Consider the following 17082-nt stretch of genomic DNA (forward strand, 5'->3'; position numbering starts at 1 on the left):
CCTACTTCTTTCCGAGCTTTCGCATGACCATCCCCCGCGTACGTGTGTCCAGGGCGAGCAGCAGACCGCCGGAGATGCCCGTGGCGAGCACGCCGTAAACCACCAGTTTCAGCAGCCACGGACCGTCGAACAGACCGAACCGGTCGATCAGGAACGGCACCAGGAAACCCACGGCGCCCGCGACGAACGCGGGCACCGTCGGACCGAGGATCTGCCAGGTGTTGACCTTCAGCACCCGCACGAAGGTGATGTACATCATCAGGATCGTGATCGACAGCTCGACCGCGGACATGCCGATCGCGATCGCGGCGACCTGCGCCCGGTCGTCGGTGGAGCCGTTCAGCAGCTGCCCGATGTAGTAGAACGTGGTGACGCCGACGGCCAGCTGGAACCACGACAGCGCGGTGTTGATGCCCGGTCGGCCGACCGCCTGCAGGGCCGGTCCGAGCAGCACGCCGTAGACGTTGACGATGCCGACGATGCACAGCAGCTGCATGCCGGTGCCGGCCGGCGACCACTCGGGACCGAGCAGCGCGACGAGCGGCTTCGCCGTGGCGGCGAGGATGCCCAGCGCAGGCAGCCCCGTTACGGCGGACACGTGCAGCATCTTGGCCAGCCGGTCACCGAGTTCGACCGGCCTCTTCTGCAGCCGGGCCAGCTCTGGCAGCGACACCTGCTGCAGCGACCGGCTGGTCACCTCGGTCAGCATGTCGGGCAGGCGCTGCGCGATGCGGTAAAGGCCGGTCGCGTTCGCGCCGAAGAACTTGCCGATCACCAGCACGTCCATGCGGATCGCGAGGAACACGCCGACGCCGCCGAGCGCGGTCTGCGACGAGAAGCCCCACAGGTCCTTGGCCGCCTGGCGGGGCAGCCGCCAGCGAGGGCGCCAGTCGGTGACCGTCCACAGCACGATCGCGCCGACACCGGCGGTCACCAGTTGCTGGGCCACCAGGGCCCAGGCCTGGTAGCCGGCGAACGCCATGGCGATGCCGACCACGCCGCCGATCGCGGTCGCGATGAGCGTGCGGATGGCGAGCGGCCGGAAGGTCATCTTCCTGCGCAGGATCGCCTCGGGGACCACGGTCAGGCCCTGCAGCAGGATCATCGGCGTCAGCGCGATGCAGATCATCGTGAGCTGCGGCTGGTTGTTGAACGCCGCCCACAGCGGTGCCAGGCTGGCGGCGAGCGCGGTCAGCGCGAGGCTGCCGCAGATGACCAGCCAGAACCCGGCGTCGAGGTGGTCGGGGTCGAGCTTCTCCCGCTGGATGATCGTGGTGAGCAGGGTCTGCTGGAGCAGCATCTGCGTGATCATCACGAACAGCAGCGCGGTCGTGACGACGCCCAGCGCGTGCGGGCCCAGCATTTTCGCCAGCACGAACGTGACGATCGTCGTGGTGCCCAGCCGGCCGGCGGTCAGCGCGTAGGACCAGAAGATCGCCGACTTGAGGCGATTGCGCGGCGCCTCCTCGGCGTCCTCGGACAGGACGGCCGGCGGTGGGGTCAGAGCGCTGATCTCGGCGGTACGGTCAAGATCGACGGTGCGGTCGAGCGGGTCGACGCTGTTGTCGACGCTCTGACTCATGCGAACTCCCTAGGCCTGCGGCTGCTGCTGGTCGTTGGGCTGTTCCCACGGCGGCGGGGCGATCGGCGTCCGCGTGATCGAGCGGCGGATCCGGCCCAGCTTGGCCCGTCCGCGCCGGGTGCCCCACGAGGTCAGGAACGCGCCGGTGGCGGCCGCCCGCTCGGTCACCGGCAGCTCGTTGCTCATGAGCGCCTTGGTGATCTCCCAGGTCATCCTGGTGTGGTGGCTCTGGTCCGAGGCCGGCTTGCGCTTGCGGGGCTTGCCCTTGGCGTTGCTTTTCGCGGCGCCGGGCTCCAGCCACTCGAGCACCTCGTCGGTGTCGCGCTGGGCGCCGAACGTGTTGGTCGCGTGCATCCGGCGGTAGAACAGCCGCTGCGGCACCTGGATGAACTCGCCGCGCAGCGCCAGCTCGTGCAGCATGCGCACGTCGCTGGACAGGAACGGCCCGAGCAGCCGGGTCCTGCGCAGCACGTCGGTGCGGATGACGCCGAAGACCTCGTTGCAGAGGTTCCACTTCCGCGCGTACCAGCTGACCCGGCCGCGCGAGCGCAGCGTGGACGTGTCCATGGCGTCGTCCCACGGGCCGATCTCGTTGCCGTCGCTGTCGATCAGCACCGTCTGCGGGAAGGCCAGGATCGCCTCGGGGTGCGTGTCGAGCGCCTCCACGCACCGGCTGATCAAGGTCGGCGCGGCGAGGTCGTCGTGCGCGGCGAGCCGGAACAGCTCGCCGCGGGCCAGCTGCACGACCCGCCGGAAGTTGCCGGCCTCGCCGAGGTTCTCCGGGTTGCGGTACACCCTGACCCGCTGGTCCTTGGCGGCGTAACGCTCCAGGATCTCCCAGGTGCTGTCGGTGGACAGGTTGTCGCACACGACGATCTCGAAGTCCGGGTGGTCCTGGGCGAGCATCGACTCCAGCGCGAGAGGCAGGTACTTCTCGACGTTGTACGTCGTCATGCCGATCGTCACTCTGGGCAGGGATTCAGGCATGGCTAGGCCACCAGGATCTCTGCGGTCACGCCGAGGTCGGCGAGGGACTTCGCGATCTCTTCCTTGTACGCCGGGTTGGTGATCACCACGGCCTTCGGCTGCAGCGTCGTCAGCGTCGACGGCGGGTCGACCCGGTGCCCGGTGACCGGCAGGAACCGGCCCCACTTGCGCGGGTTGAGGTCGACGACGCCGTGCAGGCCGAGCTCGCGGTCGGCGAGGGCCAGGAACTGCACGCCGCGGGAGCCCGCGCCCCACAGCACCGGCCGGGCGCCGTCGGCGTTGAGCTGCGCGATCGTGCTCCGCCAGCGCTCGCGCTCGGCGTGGTGCCGCTCCGCGAAGCCGGCGATCGCCGCGAGCTGCTTGTCGCGGGCCCGCATCGAGGGCAGCTCGCCGGTGTGCGCGACGTGACCGCCGGCGCGGGGCCGGTTCGCCGACACCTCGATGTACCGGAACATGCCGGAGAACAGCGTGCCCGTCGACTCGACCGTCCAGCCCGCCCGGCCGAAGATGCTCGCGAGGGAGTACGCGTCGAAGTAGGACACGTGCGGGTAGATGACCTCCCAGCCGGCGGTGGCGAGGTCGTACACCGCGTCGGGGACCTCGACATAGCCGAAGACCTCGCGCCCCTTCGCCTGCTCCCGCAGGTCGACGAGGAACTCGTGCGGGTCGTCGAGGTGCTCGAACCAGTGCCGCGAGGTGAAGAAGTCGTACTCCGGCAGGCCGGACCCGCGCGGGGCGAGCCCGCTGTGGAACGTGGTCAGCCCGTTGGTGCCGGTCTCGCCCGCGTACATCGCGTCGTAGCCCACGCCGCTCGCACCGCTGACGTGGGTCAGCTCCTTGAGGAACTCGCCCTGGCCGCAGCCGATGTCGAGCACGAGTTTGCCGTTGAGGTCGTAGCGCTCGCTGAGGCTCTGCACCAGGTCCGCGGAGAAGCGCTGGAACGCGGGGGAGAAGTGCAGGTTGGTGTCCATCGTCGTGTCGTAGACGAGTTTGTCCTGCTCGAACGCGATGTTGCGCACGTAGGCGCAGCGCGGGCAGTGCGCCAGCTCCATCCGGCCGACAGGGGACGCGACGGCGTCGCCGTGCGCCTCCCAGTGCACCCCGCACAGGACCGGGATGTCCCCGAGGCCGGCGAACGGGACGAGCCGCTCCTCGCCGCAGGCATCGCACAAGCGGCTCACGCGGTCCACCTCAGGTCGTTGTCGAGCTTGCCGGCGGCCATGAGCGACTTGATCCGCTTGATCCGCTGGTGGGTCTCGCTGCCGAACTGCTCGATCGTCAGGCCGTGCCGCTGGTACTGCTCGATCAGCTGCTCGACGCCGAGCTTGACGGTCCACCTCGGCTGGAACTCCGGCACCTCGGCGGCGATGAGGTCGCACGTGACCCGGTAGTTGCGCAGATCCGTGCCGGCGCCCTCGGCGAACGTCACCTCGCTGCCCTCGACCACCTCGGCGACCAGGTTGGCTACGTCGCGGATGAGGTAGTTCTCGCTGCTCTTGCCGATGTTGTACGCCTTCGCGTGCACGCGGGACCGGTCGACCTCCAGCAGCGCCAGGAAGGCGGCGGAGATGTCCTCGATGTGCACCAGGGGCCGCCACGCCTTGCCGTCGGACAGCAGCCGGACCTGGCCGGTGAGCAGCGCGTGCGCGGCGAGGTCGTTGACGACCAGGTCCCCGCGCAGCCGGGGCGAGAAGCCGTACGCCGTGGAGTTGCGCAGGAACACGGGCGAGAAGTCGTCGTCAGCGAGCTCCAGCAGGCCCTGCTCCGAGAGGATCTTCGACTCGCCGTAGGGCGTCACGGGCTGGAAGCCGGCCGTCTCGTCCAGCGGGGTGTCGTCGGCGCCCTTGCCGTAGAGCGAGCAGGACGACGAGAAGAGGAACCGCTGCACCCCTGCGGCCTTCGCGGCCTTCGCCAGGCGGATCGTCGAGCGGTGATTGACGTCATACGTCAGGTCGGGGTTGAGGTTGCCCAGCGGGTCGTTGCACAGCGCCGCGAGGTGCATGACCGCGTCGAACCCGGTGACGTGCGACGGCTCGACGTCGCGGAGGTCGACGCGGAGCGTCTTGACCTCCTCCGGCGCCGGTCCGAGCACGCAGTCCGCGAACAACCCCGTGTCCAGACCGACCACCTCGTGCCCGGCCTGCCGGAGTATCGGCACCAGCACACTGCCGATGTATCCGTCGTGACCGGTGACGAGTACGCGCATGGCAAAGCTCCCGAACGCTCGGCGGGTGGAAGGAGAGTCTATGAGGGACCGAAAGTGCCCTCGGTGGTGTGTCGGACTTCTTACTCTGACGTTGAACAGCAGTCTTCTGTGACCGCTAGCTTCTTGGCTTGGATTCTGCCTTAGGCTGACGCGTCCACATCTTGCTCCAGCCGGATAGCTTTCGCCGTGTAGCTGGAGCCTAGCGCCAACGATTATTTTGGGGGGACGCATGCCCGTTGTCTCGTGCCGGCTCTGTGGCGCCGAGCTCACCGAGACCTTTGTCGACCTCGGTATGTCACCACTCTGCGAGAGCTATGTGCCCGCGGACAAGGTCGACGCACCGGAGATGTTCTACCCGCTGCACGTACGCACCTGCGCAGAGTGCCTGTTGGTGCAGCTCCCGGCCTACGTGGCGGGTGAGGAGATCTTCTCCGACTACCTCTACTTCTCCTCCTATTCATCATCCTGGGTGGAGCACGCCCGGCGGTACTCCGTCGCTATGATCGAGAAGCTCAACCTAACGGCCGACAGCCTGGTCGCCGAAGTGGCCAGTAATGACGGGTACCTTCTGCAGCATTTTGTGGCCGCGGGTATTCCGGTGGTCGGCGTCGAGCCGGCGGGAAATGTCGCAGCGGTCGCCCGCGAAAAGGGGATCAGGACCGAGGTGTGCTTTCTCGGGCCGGAAACCGGCGAATCGGTCGCGGCGCAGTACGGTCGCGCGGATCTGGTTGCCGCAAATAATGTTTATGCCCACATTCCGGACATCATTGGCTTCGGTCAAGGTCTCGCGAATTTGGTCAAATCGGACGGATTGGTCACGCTGGAGTTCCCGCACCTGCTCCGCCTGATCGAGCGGCGGCAGTTCGACACGATCTACCACGAGCACTACCAGTACCTGTCCCTGCTCACCGCGTCCCGGGCCCTGGCCAAGGGCGGCCTCACCGTCGTCGACGTCGAGGAGCTCTCGACCCATGGCGGGTCGCTGCGGGTGCACGCCAAGCATTCGGAAACCGCGGGTGAACCTTCGGTGGCGGTCAAGGCCGTCCTCGACGCCGAGGCCGCGGCCGGCCTGCACACGTTCGAGGGGCACAAGGGCTTCGCCGACGAGGTGTTCACCATCAAGCGCGACCTGCTCGACTTCCTCATGAAGGCGCGCTCGGAGGGCAAGCGGGTCGTCGGCTACGGCGCCCCCGGCAAGGGCAACACGCTGCTCAACCACTGCGGCATCCGCGAGGACCTGTTGGAGTACACGGTCGACCGGTCGCCGCACAAGCAGGGCATGTTCCTGCCCGGCACGCACATCCCGATCCACGCGCCGGAGCGCATCGCCGCCGACCGGCCCGACTACGTCCTGGTCCTGCCGTGGAACCTGCGCACCGAGATCAGCGCGCAGCTCTCGTACGTGCGCGACTGGGGCGGCAAGCTGGTCTACCCGATCCCGGCACTCGACGTCGAGGAGTAGTTTGTCGTGAAGGTCGTCCTGTTCTGCGGTGGTCTCGGCATGCGGATGCGCGAGGGCACCAGCAACGTCCCCAAGCCGATGGCGATGATCGGCGACCGGCCGCTGCTGTGGCACGTCATGCGCTACTACGCCCACTTCGGACACACCGACTTCGTCCTCGCCCTCGGCTACGGCGCCGCGGTCGTCAAGGACTACTTCCTGCACTACGACGAGACGCTGTCCAACGACTTCACGCTCGTCGGCGGCAACCGTGACGTGCAGCTGTTCTCGACCGACATCACCGACTGGAACATCACGTTCATCGACACGGGCCTCAAGGCCACGATCGGCGAGCGGCTCATGCGCGTGCGCAAGTACGTCGAGGACGAGCCGATGTTCCTGGCCAACTACGCCGACACGCTGACCGACGCGCCCCTGCCGGAGATGGTGGAGCGTTTCCGGGGGTCCACCGCGGCGGTCAGCATGCTCGCCGTGCCGCCGGTCTCCACGCACCACGTGGTGGAGATGGGCGAGGACGGGTCCGTCTCGCGGGTCCGGGACTTCCGCGAGCTGATGACCTGGGAGAACGGCGGCTACTTCATCATGCGGCCGGAGATCTTCGACGTCCTGCGCGACGGCGAGGACATGGTGCCGCACGCCTTCGACCGGCTCATCCCGGACCGCAAGCTGCTGGCGCAGCAGTACGACGGGTTCTGGCGCGCGGTCGACACGTTCAAGGACCGGGCGGAGATGGAGGAGGCCTACAACCACGGCAACTGCCCGTGGATGCTGTGGGACGCCTCCCGCCGCCCGTCCCTGGTCCCCACGCAGCGCTCATGACCGGTCCGGAGCGCAGCGGAGGAGCCGGTCATCATGGGCGCAGGTTGAGGTCAGGCGGCCGGAGCGGAGCGGCGGCCGAGTGATCGGATTTTCGCTGGCCGGCGCGCGGTCCGTTGTCGCCCTGGGTGCACACCCGGACGACATCGAGATCGCCGCCGGTGGCCTGCTGCTGTCCCTGCCCTCGGGGGTCCGGGTCGACTACGTCCTGGCGACAGGGGTGCCTGCCCGCCAGGACGAGGCCCGGGCGGCCGCGACGGCGTTCCTGTCGCAGGGCACCGTCGCCTTCCATCTGCACGGCCTCCCGGACGGCCGGCTGCCCGCGCACTGGGACGCCACGAAGGAGATCGTCGAGGCCGCGGCCCGGCTCGGCAAGCCCGACCTGGTCCTCGCGCCGTCGACCGATGACGCGCACCAGGACCACCGGCTGCTCGGGTCGCTCGCGTCGACCGCCTTCCGGGACTCGCTCGTCATGCACTACGAGATCCCCAAATGGGACGGCGATCTCTCGCGGCGCAACGTGTACGTGCCGCTGACGGTCGAACAGGGGCGGCGCAAGGTCGCCCTGCTGCACGAGCACTTCCCGTCGCAGAAGGCCCGGGACTGGTGGGACGACGAAGTGTTCCTCGGACTCGCCCGCATCCGTGGCATGGAGTGCCGGTCGCACTACGCCGAGGCGTACACCGTCACGAAGGCTGTGCTTTCGTTCTAAGGGCTGTGCGTGACGGGCTTGCCGCCGTCGAGGAAGACGTTGGTGGCCTCCCAGGTGACGCCCGGGAGGTCCTCGTTCGACGCGGCGCCGTAGCGGCTGTTCTGCACGAACACGTTGTTGCGGAACACGACCTTCTCCGTCTTCGTGTCCGGTCGCAGGTTCACCGTGTAGTTGCCGCCGCTGAACAGGTTGTCCTCCACCAGGAGGTCGCTCAGGATCGGCGCGGTCTCCGAGCCGAGCTGGAAGCCCGCGTTGAACGGGTCGTTGGTGGTCGCGTTGAACGCCTCGAGGGTGTTGTGCCGCACGATCATGCCGGTGCCGCCGGTCGTCTGCAGGATGTCCTGGTGGTCCTTCTCGTCGGTGAAGACCAGGCCGTGGATCCAGCTGTCCTCGATCACCGCGCCGTCGGAGACCCGGGGACCCTCGTTGAGGTTGTGCATGTTGACGCGGCGCAGCGTGTAGTGGCCGAAGCCGACCCCGAGCCCCTCGCCGTCGCCGGTGATCTCGCTGTCCTCGACGAGGAGACTGGCATCGGTCACGAGCTCGTCGAACACCCGGATGATCATGCCACCCTTGTTCTTGCAGTTGATCTTCGACCGTTTGATCGTGACGTTCTTGGCCTTGATCTCGACGCAGTCGGTGAGGATCTTCCCGTCGATGACCGTGTCGGGCTCGGTGATCACATACTTCCCCGTGTACGGGGTGAGCGTCGTCCCGGCCGGCACGCCCGTGTTGTCGGGGCCGGGCCACGGCTTCGCGGCCTTGACCGGGCCCGCGACCAGGCCGGTGCCGGCCGTCGGGTGCTTCTTGCCGGACTCGGTGAAGGCGTAGCTCGCCTTGTACGGCCGGTCGTCGACGGTCGAGTCCGTGACCGTCGCCGGCGCGCCCGCGTAGTGCTGGAAACCGGTGCCGCAGCCGTGGACCTTGACCTTCGTCGCGGTGTACCCACCGTTGCCGACGCCCGTCATGTCCTTGCTGCCGCAGAACACCTCGGTGTTCTGCACCACGGTGCCGCTCACGCCGGGGAACACCTTGATCGCGATCGTGCCCGTGTGCCGCACCGTGGTGTTGACCACCTTGACGTTGTTCGCCTTGATGTACAGCGCCGTCGTCAGCTGCTGGCCGTCCACGACGGTGCCGTCGGTGCTGATGACGGTGGCCTTCTCGTCGGCGGTGCTGGACTGGCTCTCGGCACCGCCGCCCGACGTGAGCTGCAGGACCGCGACCGTGCCCGCGGCGATCACGACCACCGCCGCGACGCCGATCGCGACGCGGGTGGTGAGCCGGCCCTGCCGGGAGGGTGGAACGCTGTGCCGTCCGGGGCGGTCTCGTTGCACCTGCTCCGTGCTGCTCACGCCGTCACCTCCGCTTCGCTCCGGCGCCGCCGTGAGCGGAAGCTGCAATGCTGGTGATCGGTCTCTCCGCTTCGCTCCGGACCGCTCACGCCGTCACCTCCGCCGCGCTCGGGCGCCGCCGTGAGCGGAAGCTGCAATGCTGGTGATCGGTCTCTCCGCTTCGCTCCGGACCGCTCACGCCGTCACCTCCGCCGCGCTCGGGCGCTGCCGTGAGCGGAAGCTGCAATGCTGGTGATCGGTCGCTCCGCTTCGCTCCGGACCGTTCACGCCGTCACCTCCGCTTCGCTCCGGCGCCGCCGTGAGCGGAAGCTGCAATGCTGGTGATCGGTCGCTCCGCTTCGCTCCGGACCGCTCACACTATCTCCCCCTGAACCGTGACTCGGCGCGCAGACCCGCGGACGATACGTGATTCTCCATCACGTCCTCAACCTGAGTGTCGGCTTTCCGCGCATCGCGCACAGGGACTTTCGGCAGTTCGGTGCTACTCGGCGGCGACCTTCACCTTGCCGTTGCCGTTGGCCTTGCTCTCCGCGGTGGGTGCCGTGGCGGGTGCGGTCTCGGCCTCGCGCCGGGCGGCTTCGAGGATCGCCTCCGCGGCCTGCTCGGCGTCCGCGACGGTCTTCGCGGCCTGGTCGGCGGCCTCGGTGCCGGCGGCATCCGCCAGCTCCTCGATCTCTGTGGCACGCCGCTGCGCCGCCTCGACCTGCTCCTGAGCCTTCGCGGCCTTGTCCTCGGCCTGCTTCGCCCTGTCCTGCGCCTGCTGTGCCTGCTGCTCGGCCTGCTCGGCTTGCTGCTCGGCCTGCTTCGCCTTGACCTCGGCCTGCCCGGCTTTGTCCTCGGCCTGCCTGGCGCGCTGCTCGGCGGCCGTGGTCTTCTCGCTCAGGGCCTCGGCGTCGGCGGTCTGCTGGCGCAGCTCGGCCAGGCGCGCCTCGGCGGCCGCGACCTGGGTGGTGAGGTCCGTCTCCTGCGACCGCAGCCCGGCCAGCTCGGCGCTCAGCGCCGTCTCGGCCTGGGCGGCCTTGCTGGTGAGCGCCGTCTCCTGCTCGCGCAGGTCGGTGAGGCGGGCCTCGGCGTCGGCGGCCTCCTGGATCCGCTCGCGGGCGGCGGCCTCCTGCGTCTGAGCCTCGGCCAGGCGGGCCTGCGCCTCGGCGAGCTTCGCCGTGATGGTCTCGAGCTCGGCCTGCTTGGCGTCGCCGGTCTTCGCGGCGGCCTCGGCCGCTGCCTTCGCCGTGGCGATCGCCTCGGCGGTGGCTTTGTTCGCCGCGTCGGCCTTGGCGATCGCCTCGGCCTCGGTCTTCGCGGCCGCCTCGGCCCGCGTCGTGGCCTCGGCCGCCGCCTGGGTCGCGGCCTCCGCCTTCGCGGCGGCCACCGCGGTCGCCGCCTCGGTGCGCACCGTGTCGGCCTCGGTCAGCGCGGTGGTGCGCAGTGTGTCCGCTTCGGTCTGCGCGCTGGTGCGGAGCGTCTCGGCCTCGGTCCGCGCCCTGGTCACCGCGTCCGCCGCCGTGGCCTTCGCGGTGGTCACGGCGTCCGCGGCCTCGGCGCGCAGGGCGTCGGCCTCGGTCTGCGCGGTGCTGCGGAGCCCGTCGGCCTCCGCCCTCGCGGTGGCGGTGGCCTCGGCGAGCTCCCGGTCCGCCGTGGCACGCAGCTCGGCGAGCTCCGCGTCGTGGGCGGCGCGCAGATCGCGCAGCTCCTGGTCGATGGCGGCGCGGGCGGCGGCGGCCCGCTCCGCGGCCTCGGCGCCGGCCTTCTGCGCCGCCTCGTCGGTGCGCTTCTGGTGGGCGTCGGTCGCGGCGGTGTGTGCCTCGGCGGCCGCGGCCTCTGCCTTCGCCACCGCGGTGTCGGCGATGGCCTTCGCCTGCGCGGCGGCCTGCTCGGTGACGGCGGCCGCGGACTGCTCCGCCTGCGCGGCGACGGCGTCGGCCGTCTCGCGGGCCTGGGCGGTGACGGTCGCGGCGTGCTCCTCGGCCTGCTGGGCGACGGTCGCCGCGGCCTCCTGCGCCTTCGCCGCGACGGTGGCGGCGGTCTCCTGGGCCTGGGCGGTCACGCTGTCGGCCTGCTGCTGCGCCGCCGCGGTGACCGCGGCCGCCTGCTGCTCCGCCTGTGCCGTGAGCGCGGACGCCTGGGCCTGCGCCTCCGCGGTGACGGTCGCCGCCTGCTGCTCCGCGCGGGTGGTCACGGCGGATGCCTGGGCCTGGGCCTGCGCGGTGACGGTGCCGGCCTGCTCCCGCGCCTGGGCGAGGATCGTGGCGACCTGCTGCTCGGCCTGGGTGGTGACGGTGGTGGCGTGCTCCTGCGCGGCCGTGGCGTGCTGGTCGGCCTGGGCGCGGACCTGCGTCGAGTGCTGCTCGGCGGCGGCGCGCAGCGCCTGCAGCTCCCGCTCTGCCTGGAGCCGGGCCTCGTCGAGCTGGGCGGTGACGGCGGCGGTGATGCGCTGCGCCTCGGCGTGGGCGTGCGCGACGATCCGCTCGGCCTCGGCCCGCGAAGCGGCGGCCCGCTCCCCGATCGCGTGGGTCTCCGCCTCCAGGGCGGCGCGACGCTCCGTAACCGAACGCTCCTCCTCCGCACGGCGGGCGCCGAGGGCGAGCTCGAAGTCCTCGTTGGCCTTGGCGGCCCGGCCGCGGGCGTCGGCGAGCAGCCGCTCGGCCTCGGCGCGCAGCCCGGCGATGTCCTGCACGGCATTGGCGCGGATCGACTCGGCCTGGTCCTCGGCGAGGCCCAGGATCTGCTCGACCCGGGCGCCCAGATGACGGAATGAGACGTCGCCCACAGGGCCGCGCCGGCGCAGGTCAGCGAGCTCCATCTGCAGGTCCTGCACCTGTGACGCGAGCGCCTGGACCTGACCCCAGACCTCTTCGTTCTCCAGCTTCAGGGCATGGATCTCGTTCTCCGACTGGGTCCAGTACCTGTCGACCTGGCCGCGGTTGTATCCACGCAGCGCGGTCTCGAAGTCGGGCTCTGAGGAGACGCCGCCCGGGCCGGTGTCGAAGAGGTCGCCGTCTGACATAACACCCATCCTCACACGCAACGTCCCGCCACGCGCAATTACACACCGCGCATGACGGGACGTGCGATCGAACTCCCCGTGAATGATCGAGAAGCGGCCGGATCACCGCGCCCCGCGAACGTCAGGCGGTGACCTTGTCGCCTTCGCCGGACTTGGCCTTCTTGGCGTCGGCCGGGCCGCCCTGCTGCGGGGGCTGGACCGACGGCATGATCCCGGCGAGGCCGGACAGCATCTGACCGAGCTGCGAGGTGACCGCGTCCTTCTGGCGCGTGAGGTCCTCGACCTCGCGACGGGCCCGCTGGGTGGTCTCCTCGGCCTCGGCACGCGCCTCGCTGAGCTGGCGGTGTGCCTCGGCGCGGGCCTCGTTGACCGTCTTCTCGGACAGGTTCTTGGCCTTCTCGAGGGTCTCGGCGGCGCTGCGCTCGGACTCGACCCGGCGCGCCTCGGCCCGCTGCTCGATCTCCTTCGCGCGGTCCTCGGCGGCCCGGGCGCGGCTCTCGGCCTCGGTGACCAGCTTCTGTGTCGCGGCGACCGCGGAGGCGTGGCGGGCGGACTCGTCGCGCTCCGCCTTCTCCTGCCGCTCGGCCAGCTCCAGTGCCAGGGACTGCAGGTCCTTGTCGCGCTTGTCCCGCGCGTCGGTCAGCAGCTTCGTCGCCTCGGCGCGCTTCTCCTCCGCCTCGCGGGCGGCCTTGGCGCGCAGCTGGGTGATCTCCCGCTCGGCGGTGGCCCGCAGCGTCGCCACCTCGCGCTCGACGGTCGCCTTCAGCTCGGCCACCTCGTGCGCGGTCGCGGTGCGCAGCTGCTTGGTCTCGCGCTCCGCGTCGGCGCGCAGCGTGTCGGCCTCGCGCCGGGCCTGGACCCGGACCTCGGCGGCCTCGCGCTCGGCGGCGGTGCGCAGGTTGCCCGCCTCGCGCTCAGCGGTCGCCTTCATGGCGGCGGACTCGGCCCGCGCCTTGTCGGTGATCTCGCGAGCCTCGAGCCGCGCGGCGGAGTTGATGCCCTCGGACTCCCGCTTGGCCTCGCCCCGGTGGTCGTTGGCCTGCTCCTCGGCGAGCCGCAGGATCTGCTCGACCCGCGTGCCCAGCCCCGACAGCGTCGGCCGGTTGTTCTCCTCCAGCTGCTTGTTGGTGTCGCTCAGCTTCTGCTCCATCGTGCCGAGCCGCTGCTCGGTCTGACGGATGCGCCGCTGGGACTCCGCGAGGCGGCCCTCGGCCTCTTCGCGAGCCTGGTTGGCCTGCTGGAGCTGCGCGTTGAACCGCTGCAGCTTGGCGTCGACCTGGGCACGGTCGTAGCCGCGCAGGACGACACTCAGCTCTTCGTGATCCGAGCCGTTCTGAAAGAAGTCAACCGAGGACTGCTGCTGGGGCATTGGCACATACTTGCAGACCACGGGGGGGCTTTCGCAAGGGTGCAACGGCACTCTTCCGAGATGGTCGCAAGGTCATCTTCACCCAGGCAGGACACGCCACGTTTTTGTCACGCTTTGTCGGCGTGTCGAGTAGCCGTACGGCCAGGTCAAGGTCACCGAACGGTGCGCCGGTCGAGACAATGCCCATACCGCCCCTCAGCTCGGACGACACGCCCCCACCAGGCCAGGAAGACAAAAACCGCGGCGGGAGGCCACAACGCTGTGGCGCTCCCGTCGCGGGGTCCGGTGGGGCGGCGGGCGGCGGGTTACTGGTTACGGAACCGGTTGATCGCCGTCTCGTGCTTCGCGCGCAGTTCGGGGTCGCGCACGCCGAGGCCCTCGGCCGGGGCCAGGCAGAGCACGCCGACCTTGCCCTGGTGGGCGTTGCGGTGCACGTCGTGCGCGGCCTGGCCGGTCTGGTCCAGGGCGTAGGCGCGCGACAGCGTCGGGTGGATCCTGCCGAGCGCGATCAGCCGGTTCGCTTCCCACGCCTCGCGGTAGTTGGCGAAGTGGCTGCCGATGATGCGCTTCAGGTTCATCCAGAGGTACCGGTTGTCGTACTGGTGCATGAATCCGGACGTCGAGGCGCAGGTGACGATCGTGCCGCCGCGCTTGGCGACGTAGACGCTGGCGCCGAAGGTCTCGCGGCCCGGGTGCTCGAACACGATGTCCGGGTCGTCGCCGCCGGTCAGGGAGCGGATCTCCGCGCCGAACCGGCGCCACTCCGCGGTGTCCTGCGTGTGCTCGTCCTTCCAGAAGGTGTACGACGAGCGGTCGATCACCAGCTCGGCGCCCATGGCCCGGCACAGGTCGGCCTTCTGCGGGCTGGACACGACGCAGACCGGGGTCGCGCCGCCGTTGAGGGCGAACTGCGTGGCGTAGGAGCCGAGGCCGCCCGACGCGCCCCAGATGAGGACGGTGTCGCCCTGCTTCATCTGCGCGCCGTGGTGGGAGACGAGCTGCCGGTAGGCGGTGGAGTTGACCAGCCCCGGGCAGGCCGCCTCCTCCCACGACAGGTGCGCCGGCTTCGGCATGAGCTGGTTGGCCTTGACCAGGGCCAGCTCGGCGAGGCCGCCGAAGTTGGTCTCGAAGCCCCAGATCCGCTGCTGCGGGTCGAGCATCGTGTCGTCGTGCCCGGTCGCGTCCTCCAGCTCGACGCTGAGGCAGTGCGCGACCACCTCGTCGCCGGGCTTCCACTTGCTCACGCCCGGGCCGACCTTCAGCACCACGCCGGCGGCGTCGGAGCCGACCACGTGATACGGCAGGTCATGGCGCTTCGAGAGGTCGTTGAGCCGTCCGTACCGCTGCAGGAAGCCGAACGTCGACACCGGCTCGAAGATCGAGGTCCAGACGGTGTTGTAGTTGACCGCGCTGCCCATGACCGCGATCAGGGCCTCGCCGGGCCCGACCTCGGGGGTCGGGACCTCCTGCACGTGCAGGGACTTGCGGGGGTCCTTGTCGCGGGTGGCGAGGCCGTCGAACATGTCGGTCTCGTCGGCGCGCACGACCACACCCCGGTACGACGAGGGCACCGGCAGGCCGGCCACGGCGCGCAGTTCGGCCGCCGGGTCCGCGGCACCTTCCGCCTGCATGATCGCGTCGAGGATCTGCTGCACCGATGGCTCCTAACGTCAGGGGTGAAGGCATCAAGGGTGAGACCGTGAAAGGCGGAGTGCCTATGGGGCTCGGCGACACATCTCGATGCCCTGCGTCGGACGTTACTGAACGGTAGCTAAATCAGGAACCGGCCTGTGAAGAAGTCCACTGACCACGTCAGGAGTGGTTGCTCGAAGCTGCGCGAAAGGGCTCCACCAGCTCCACGAGTACGCCTCCGGCGTCCTTCGGATGCACGAAATTGATGCGTGAATCCGACGTGCCGCGCCGGGGTTCGTCGTACAGCAGCCGGACGCCCCGGGAGCGCAGCTCGGCGCAGGTCGCATCGACATCGGCCACCGTGTAGGCGAGCTGCTGCATGCCCGGACCGCTGCGGTCCAGGAACTTCGCGATCGTCGAGGACTCGTGGAGCGGGGCGAGCAGCTGCAGGCAGCCGCCGGCGGTGGTCGGCCCGACCGACAGCATGGCCTCACGCACCCCTTGCTCCTCGTTGGTTTCCTGATGGACGCAGCGCATGCCGAAGACGCGGGCATAGAACTCGATCGCCGCGTCGAGATCAGCCACGGCGATACCGACGTGATCGATGCGGAGAATGCCGACGGGTGAGATATCCAACTGCGGGCCGGAGGACGTCATGGCGATAGTCTGAACCCTAGTAATCGTTCAGTCGCGACGGTGCGATGTGAACCATCTCTCGGAAGGCCTCCCGATGACTGAATCGGTGATCGTCAGCGGCGCCCGCACGCCGATGGGGCGACTGCTCGGCGCGCTCAAAGACTTTCCCGCGACCAGGCTCGGCGGTGTCGCGATCAAGGCGGCGCTCGAGCGTTCGGGCGTGGCGCCCGAACAGGTGCAATACGTGATCATGGGCCAGGTGCTGACCGCCGGCGCCGGCCAGATGCCCGCCCGCCAGGCCGCCGTCGAGGCCGGCATCCCGATGTCGGTGCCGGCGCTGACCGTCAACAAGGTCTGTCTCTCGGGCCTCGACGCGATCGCCCTCGCCGACCAGCTCATCCGGGCGGGCGAGTTCGACATCGTCGTCGCCGGCGGCATGGAGTCGATGACCAACGCCCCGCACCTGCTGGTCGGGCAGCGCCAGGGGTACAAGTACGGCGACGTCGTCATCAAGGACCACATGGCGCTGGACGGCCTCACCGACGCCTTCGACCAGGTGTCGATGGGCGAGTCGACCGAGCGGCACGTCGCGCGGCTCGGCATCACCCGCGAGGCGCAGGACGCGTTCGGCGCGGCCAGCCACCAGAAGGCCGCCGCCGCGCAGAAGGAGGGCCGCTTCGCCGACGAGATCGTGCCGGTGGAGATCCCCCAGAAGAAGGGTGACCCGCTGCTGGTCACCGACGACGAGCAGATCCGGCCCGAGACCACGGTCGAGACCCTGGCCAAGCTGCGGCCCGCGTTCAGCAAGGACGGCACCATCACCGCCGCCACCTCCTCGCCGATCTCCGACGGCGCCTGCGCGGTCGTCGTCATGAGCAAGGCGAAGGCGGAGGAGCTCGGGCTGACCTGGCTCGCCGAGATCGGCGCGCACGGCAACGTCGCGGGCCCCGACAACTCGCTGACCAGCCAGCCGTCCAACGCGATCAGGCATGCCCTGGACAAGGCCGGCCTGACCGCCGCCGACCTCGACCTGGTCGAGATCAACGAGGCGTTCGCCGCGGTGGGCGTGCAGTCGACCGCGGACCTGGGCGTCGACCCGGCGATCGTCAACGTCAACGGCGGCGCGATCGCGCTCGGCCACCCGATCGGCATGTCCGGCGCCAGGCTCGCCCTGACGCTCGCGCTGGAGCTGCGCCGCCGCGGCGGCGGCCTCGGTGCCGCGGCCCTGTGCGGCGGCGGCGGCCAGGGCGACGCGCTCCTGCTCCGCGTCCCCAAGCAGTGACCCGGACGCACCAGACGCCCGAGACAGTGATCACCCGGA

At 69.9% G+C, this 17082-nt stretch carries 13 protein-coding genes; 4 read left to right on the forward strand and 9 right to left on the reverse strand.

Going from position 1 to position 17082, the window contains the following annotated elements; genetic code table 11:
• Position 1: 1 nt before the first annotated feature.
• From ABZS58_RS34365 to ABZS58_RS34380, 4 genes are read right to left on the reverse strand one after another with little or no spacing between them, the layout of a single operon-like run.
• Positions 2-1582, reverse strand: a complete 1581-nt coding sequence (locus ABZS58_RS34365; protein ID WP_354787421.1) for a lipopolysaccharide biosynthesis protein — start codon at positions 1580-1582, stop codon at positions 2-4.
• Between the two features lie 9 nt (positions 1583-1591).
• Complete coding sequence (locus ABZS58_RS34370; protein ID WP_354787422.1) at positions 1592-2569, reverse strand: glycosyltransferase; 978 nt, start codon at positions 2567-2569, stop codon at positions 1592-1594.
• 2 nt (positions 2570-2571) lie between these two features.
• Complete coding sequence (locus tag ABZS58_RS34375; protein WP_354787423.1) at positions 2572-3750, reverse strand: class I SAM-dependent methyltransferase; 1179 nt, start codon at positions 3748-3750, stop codon at positions 2572-2574.
• Positions 3747-4775: an SDR family oxidoreductase gene (locus tag ABZS58_RS34380; protein WP_354787424.1), complete on the reverse strand. Its 1029-nt coding sequence runs from the start codon at positions 4773-4775 to the stop codon at positions 3747-3749. The genes ABZS58_RS34375 and ABZS58_RS34380 overlap by 4 nt, the downstream gene beginning before the upstream one ends.
• 229 nt (positions 4776-5004) lie before the next feature.
• Here ABZS58_RS34380 and ABZS58_RS34385 point away from each other — a divergent pair, with 229 nt between their 5' ends.
• From ABZS58_RS34385 to ABZS58_RS34395, 3 genes are all read left to right on the forward strand, one after another.
• Positions 5005-6237, forward strand: coding sequence for a class I SAM-dependent methyltransferase (locus ABZS58_RS34385; protein WP_354787425.1), 1233 nt, complete (start codon positions 5005-5007; stop codon positions 6235-6237).
• Positions 6238-6243: 6 nt separating this feature from the next.
• Positions 6244-7056: a sugar phosphate nucleotidyltransferase gene (locus ABZS58_RS34390; RefSeq protein ID WP_354787426.1), complete on the forward strand. Its 813-nt coding sequence runs from the start codon at positions 6244-6246 to the stop codon at positions 7054-7056.
• 79 nt (positions 7057-7135) lie between these two features.
• Positions 7136-7765 carry a PIG-L family deacetylase gene (locus tag ABZS58_RS34395; RefSeq protein WP_354787427.1) on the forward strand — a complete coding sequence of 210 codons (630 nt, stop codon included), beginning with the start codon at positions 7136-7138 and terminating at the stop codon, positions 7763-7765.
• Here ABZS58_RS34395 and ABZS58_RS34400 read toward each other — a convergent pair.
• The 5 genes from ABZS58_RS34400 to mce all read right to left on the reverse strand — a co-directional run bounded on the left by ABZS58_RS34400 (position 7762) and on the right by mce (position 15782).
• The gene (locus tag ABZS58_RS34400) at positions 7762-9120 is read right to left on the reverse strand and encodes a hypothetical protein (RefSeq protein ID WP_354787428.1); all 1359 of its coding nucleotides are present in this window, start codon (positions 9118-9120) and stop codon (positions 7762-7764) included. The genes ABZS58_RS34395 and ABZS58_RS34400 overlap by 4 nt on opposite strands.
• A gap of 481 nt (positions 9121-9601) precedes the next feature.
• Positions 9602-12124, reverse strand: coding sequence for a hypothetical protein (locus ABZS58_RS34405; protein WP_354787429.1), 2523 nt, complete (start codon positions 12122-12124; stop codon positions 9602-9604).
• 121 nt (positions 12125-12245) lie between these two features.
• The gene (locus ABZS58_RS34410) at positions 12246-13493 is read right to left on the reverse strand and encodes a cell division protein DivIVA (protein WP_354787430.1); all 1248 of its coding nucleotides are present in this window, start codon (positions 13491-13493) and stop codon (positions 12246-12248) included.
• Positions 13494-13798: 305 nt separating this feature from the next.
• A complete protein-coding gene (ccrA, locus tag ABZS58_RS34415; RefSeq protein ID WP_354787431.1) occupies positions 13799-15148 on the reverse strand; it encodes a crotonyl-CoA carboxylase/reductase in 1350 nt (449 codons plus the stop codon).
• Between the two features lie 157 nt (positions 15149-15305).
• Positions 15306-15782: a methylmalonyl-CoA epimerase gene (mce, locus tag ABZS58_RS34420; protein WP_354787432.1), complete on the reverse strand. Its 477-nt coding sequence runs from the start codon at positions 15780-15782 to the stop codon at positions 15306-15308.
• Between the two features lie 73 nt (positions 15783-15855).
• Between mce and ABZS58_RS34425 the strand changes: the two genes are divergently transcribed.
• Positions 15856-17043 carry an acetyl-CoA C-acetyltransferase gene (locus ABZS58_RS34425; RefSeq protein ID WP_354787433.1) on the forward strand — a complete coding sequence of 396 codons (1188 nt, stop codon included), beginning with the start codon at positions 15856-15858 and terminating at the stop codon, positions 17041-17043.
• The last annotated feature ends 39 nt before the right edge of the window (positions 17044-17082 follow it).

Origin of the sequence: Dactylosporangium sp. NPDC005555, assembly GCF_040605635.1 — a bacterium.
Lineage (GTDB): Bacteria > Actinomycetota > Actinomycetes > Mycobacteriales > Micromonosporaceae > Dactylosporangium.

Bases quoted from the DNA above. Each gene is read 5' to 3' on its own strand.
- ABZS58_RS34385 (WP_354787425.1), top strand. From the start codon at position 5,005: ATGCCCGTTGTCTCGTGCCGGCTCTGTGGCGCCGAGCTCACCGAGACC.
- ABZS58_RS34370 (WP_354787422.1), bottom strand. From the start codon at position 2,569: ATGCCTGAATCCCTGCCCAGAGTGACGATCGGCATGACGACGTACAAC.
- ABZS58_RS34405 (WP_354787429.1), bottom strand. From the start codon at position 12,124: ATGTCAGACGGCGACCTCTTCGACACCGGCCCGGGCGGCGTCTCCTCA.
- ABZS58_RS34380 (WP_354787424.1), bottom strand. From the start codon at position 4,775: ATGCGCGTACTCGTCACCGGTCACGACGGATACATCGGCAGTGTGCTG.
- ABZS58_RS34425 (WP_354787433.1), top strand. From the start codon at position 15,856: ATGACTGAATCGGTGATCGTCAGCGGCGCCCGCACGCCGATGGGGCGA.
- ABZS58_RS34410 (WP_354787430.1), bottom strand. From the start codon at position 13,493: ATGCCCCAGCAGCAGTCCTCGGTTGACTTCTTTCAGAACGGCTCGGAT.
- mce (WP_354787432.1), bottom strand. From the start codon at position 15,782: ATGACGTCCTCCGGCCCGCAGTTGGATATCTCACCCGTCGGCATTCTC.
- ABZS58_RS34365 (WP_354787421.1), bottom strand. From the start codon at position 1,582: ATGAGTCAGAGCGTCGACAACAGCGTCGACCCGCTCGACCGCACCGTC.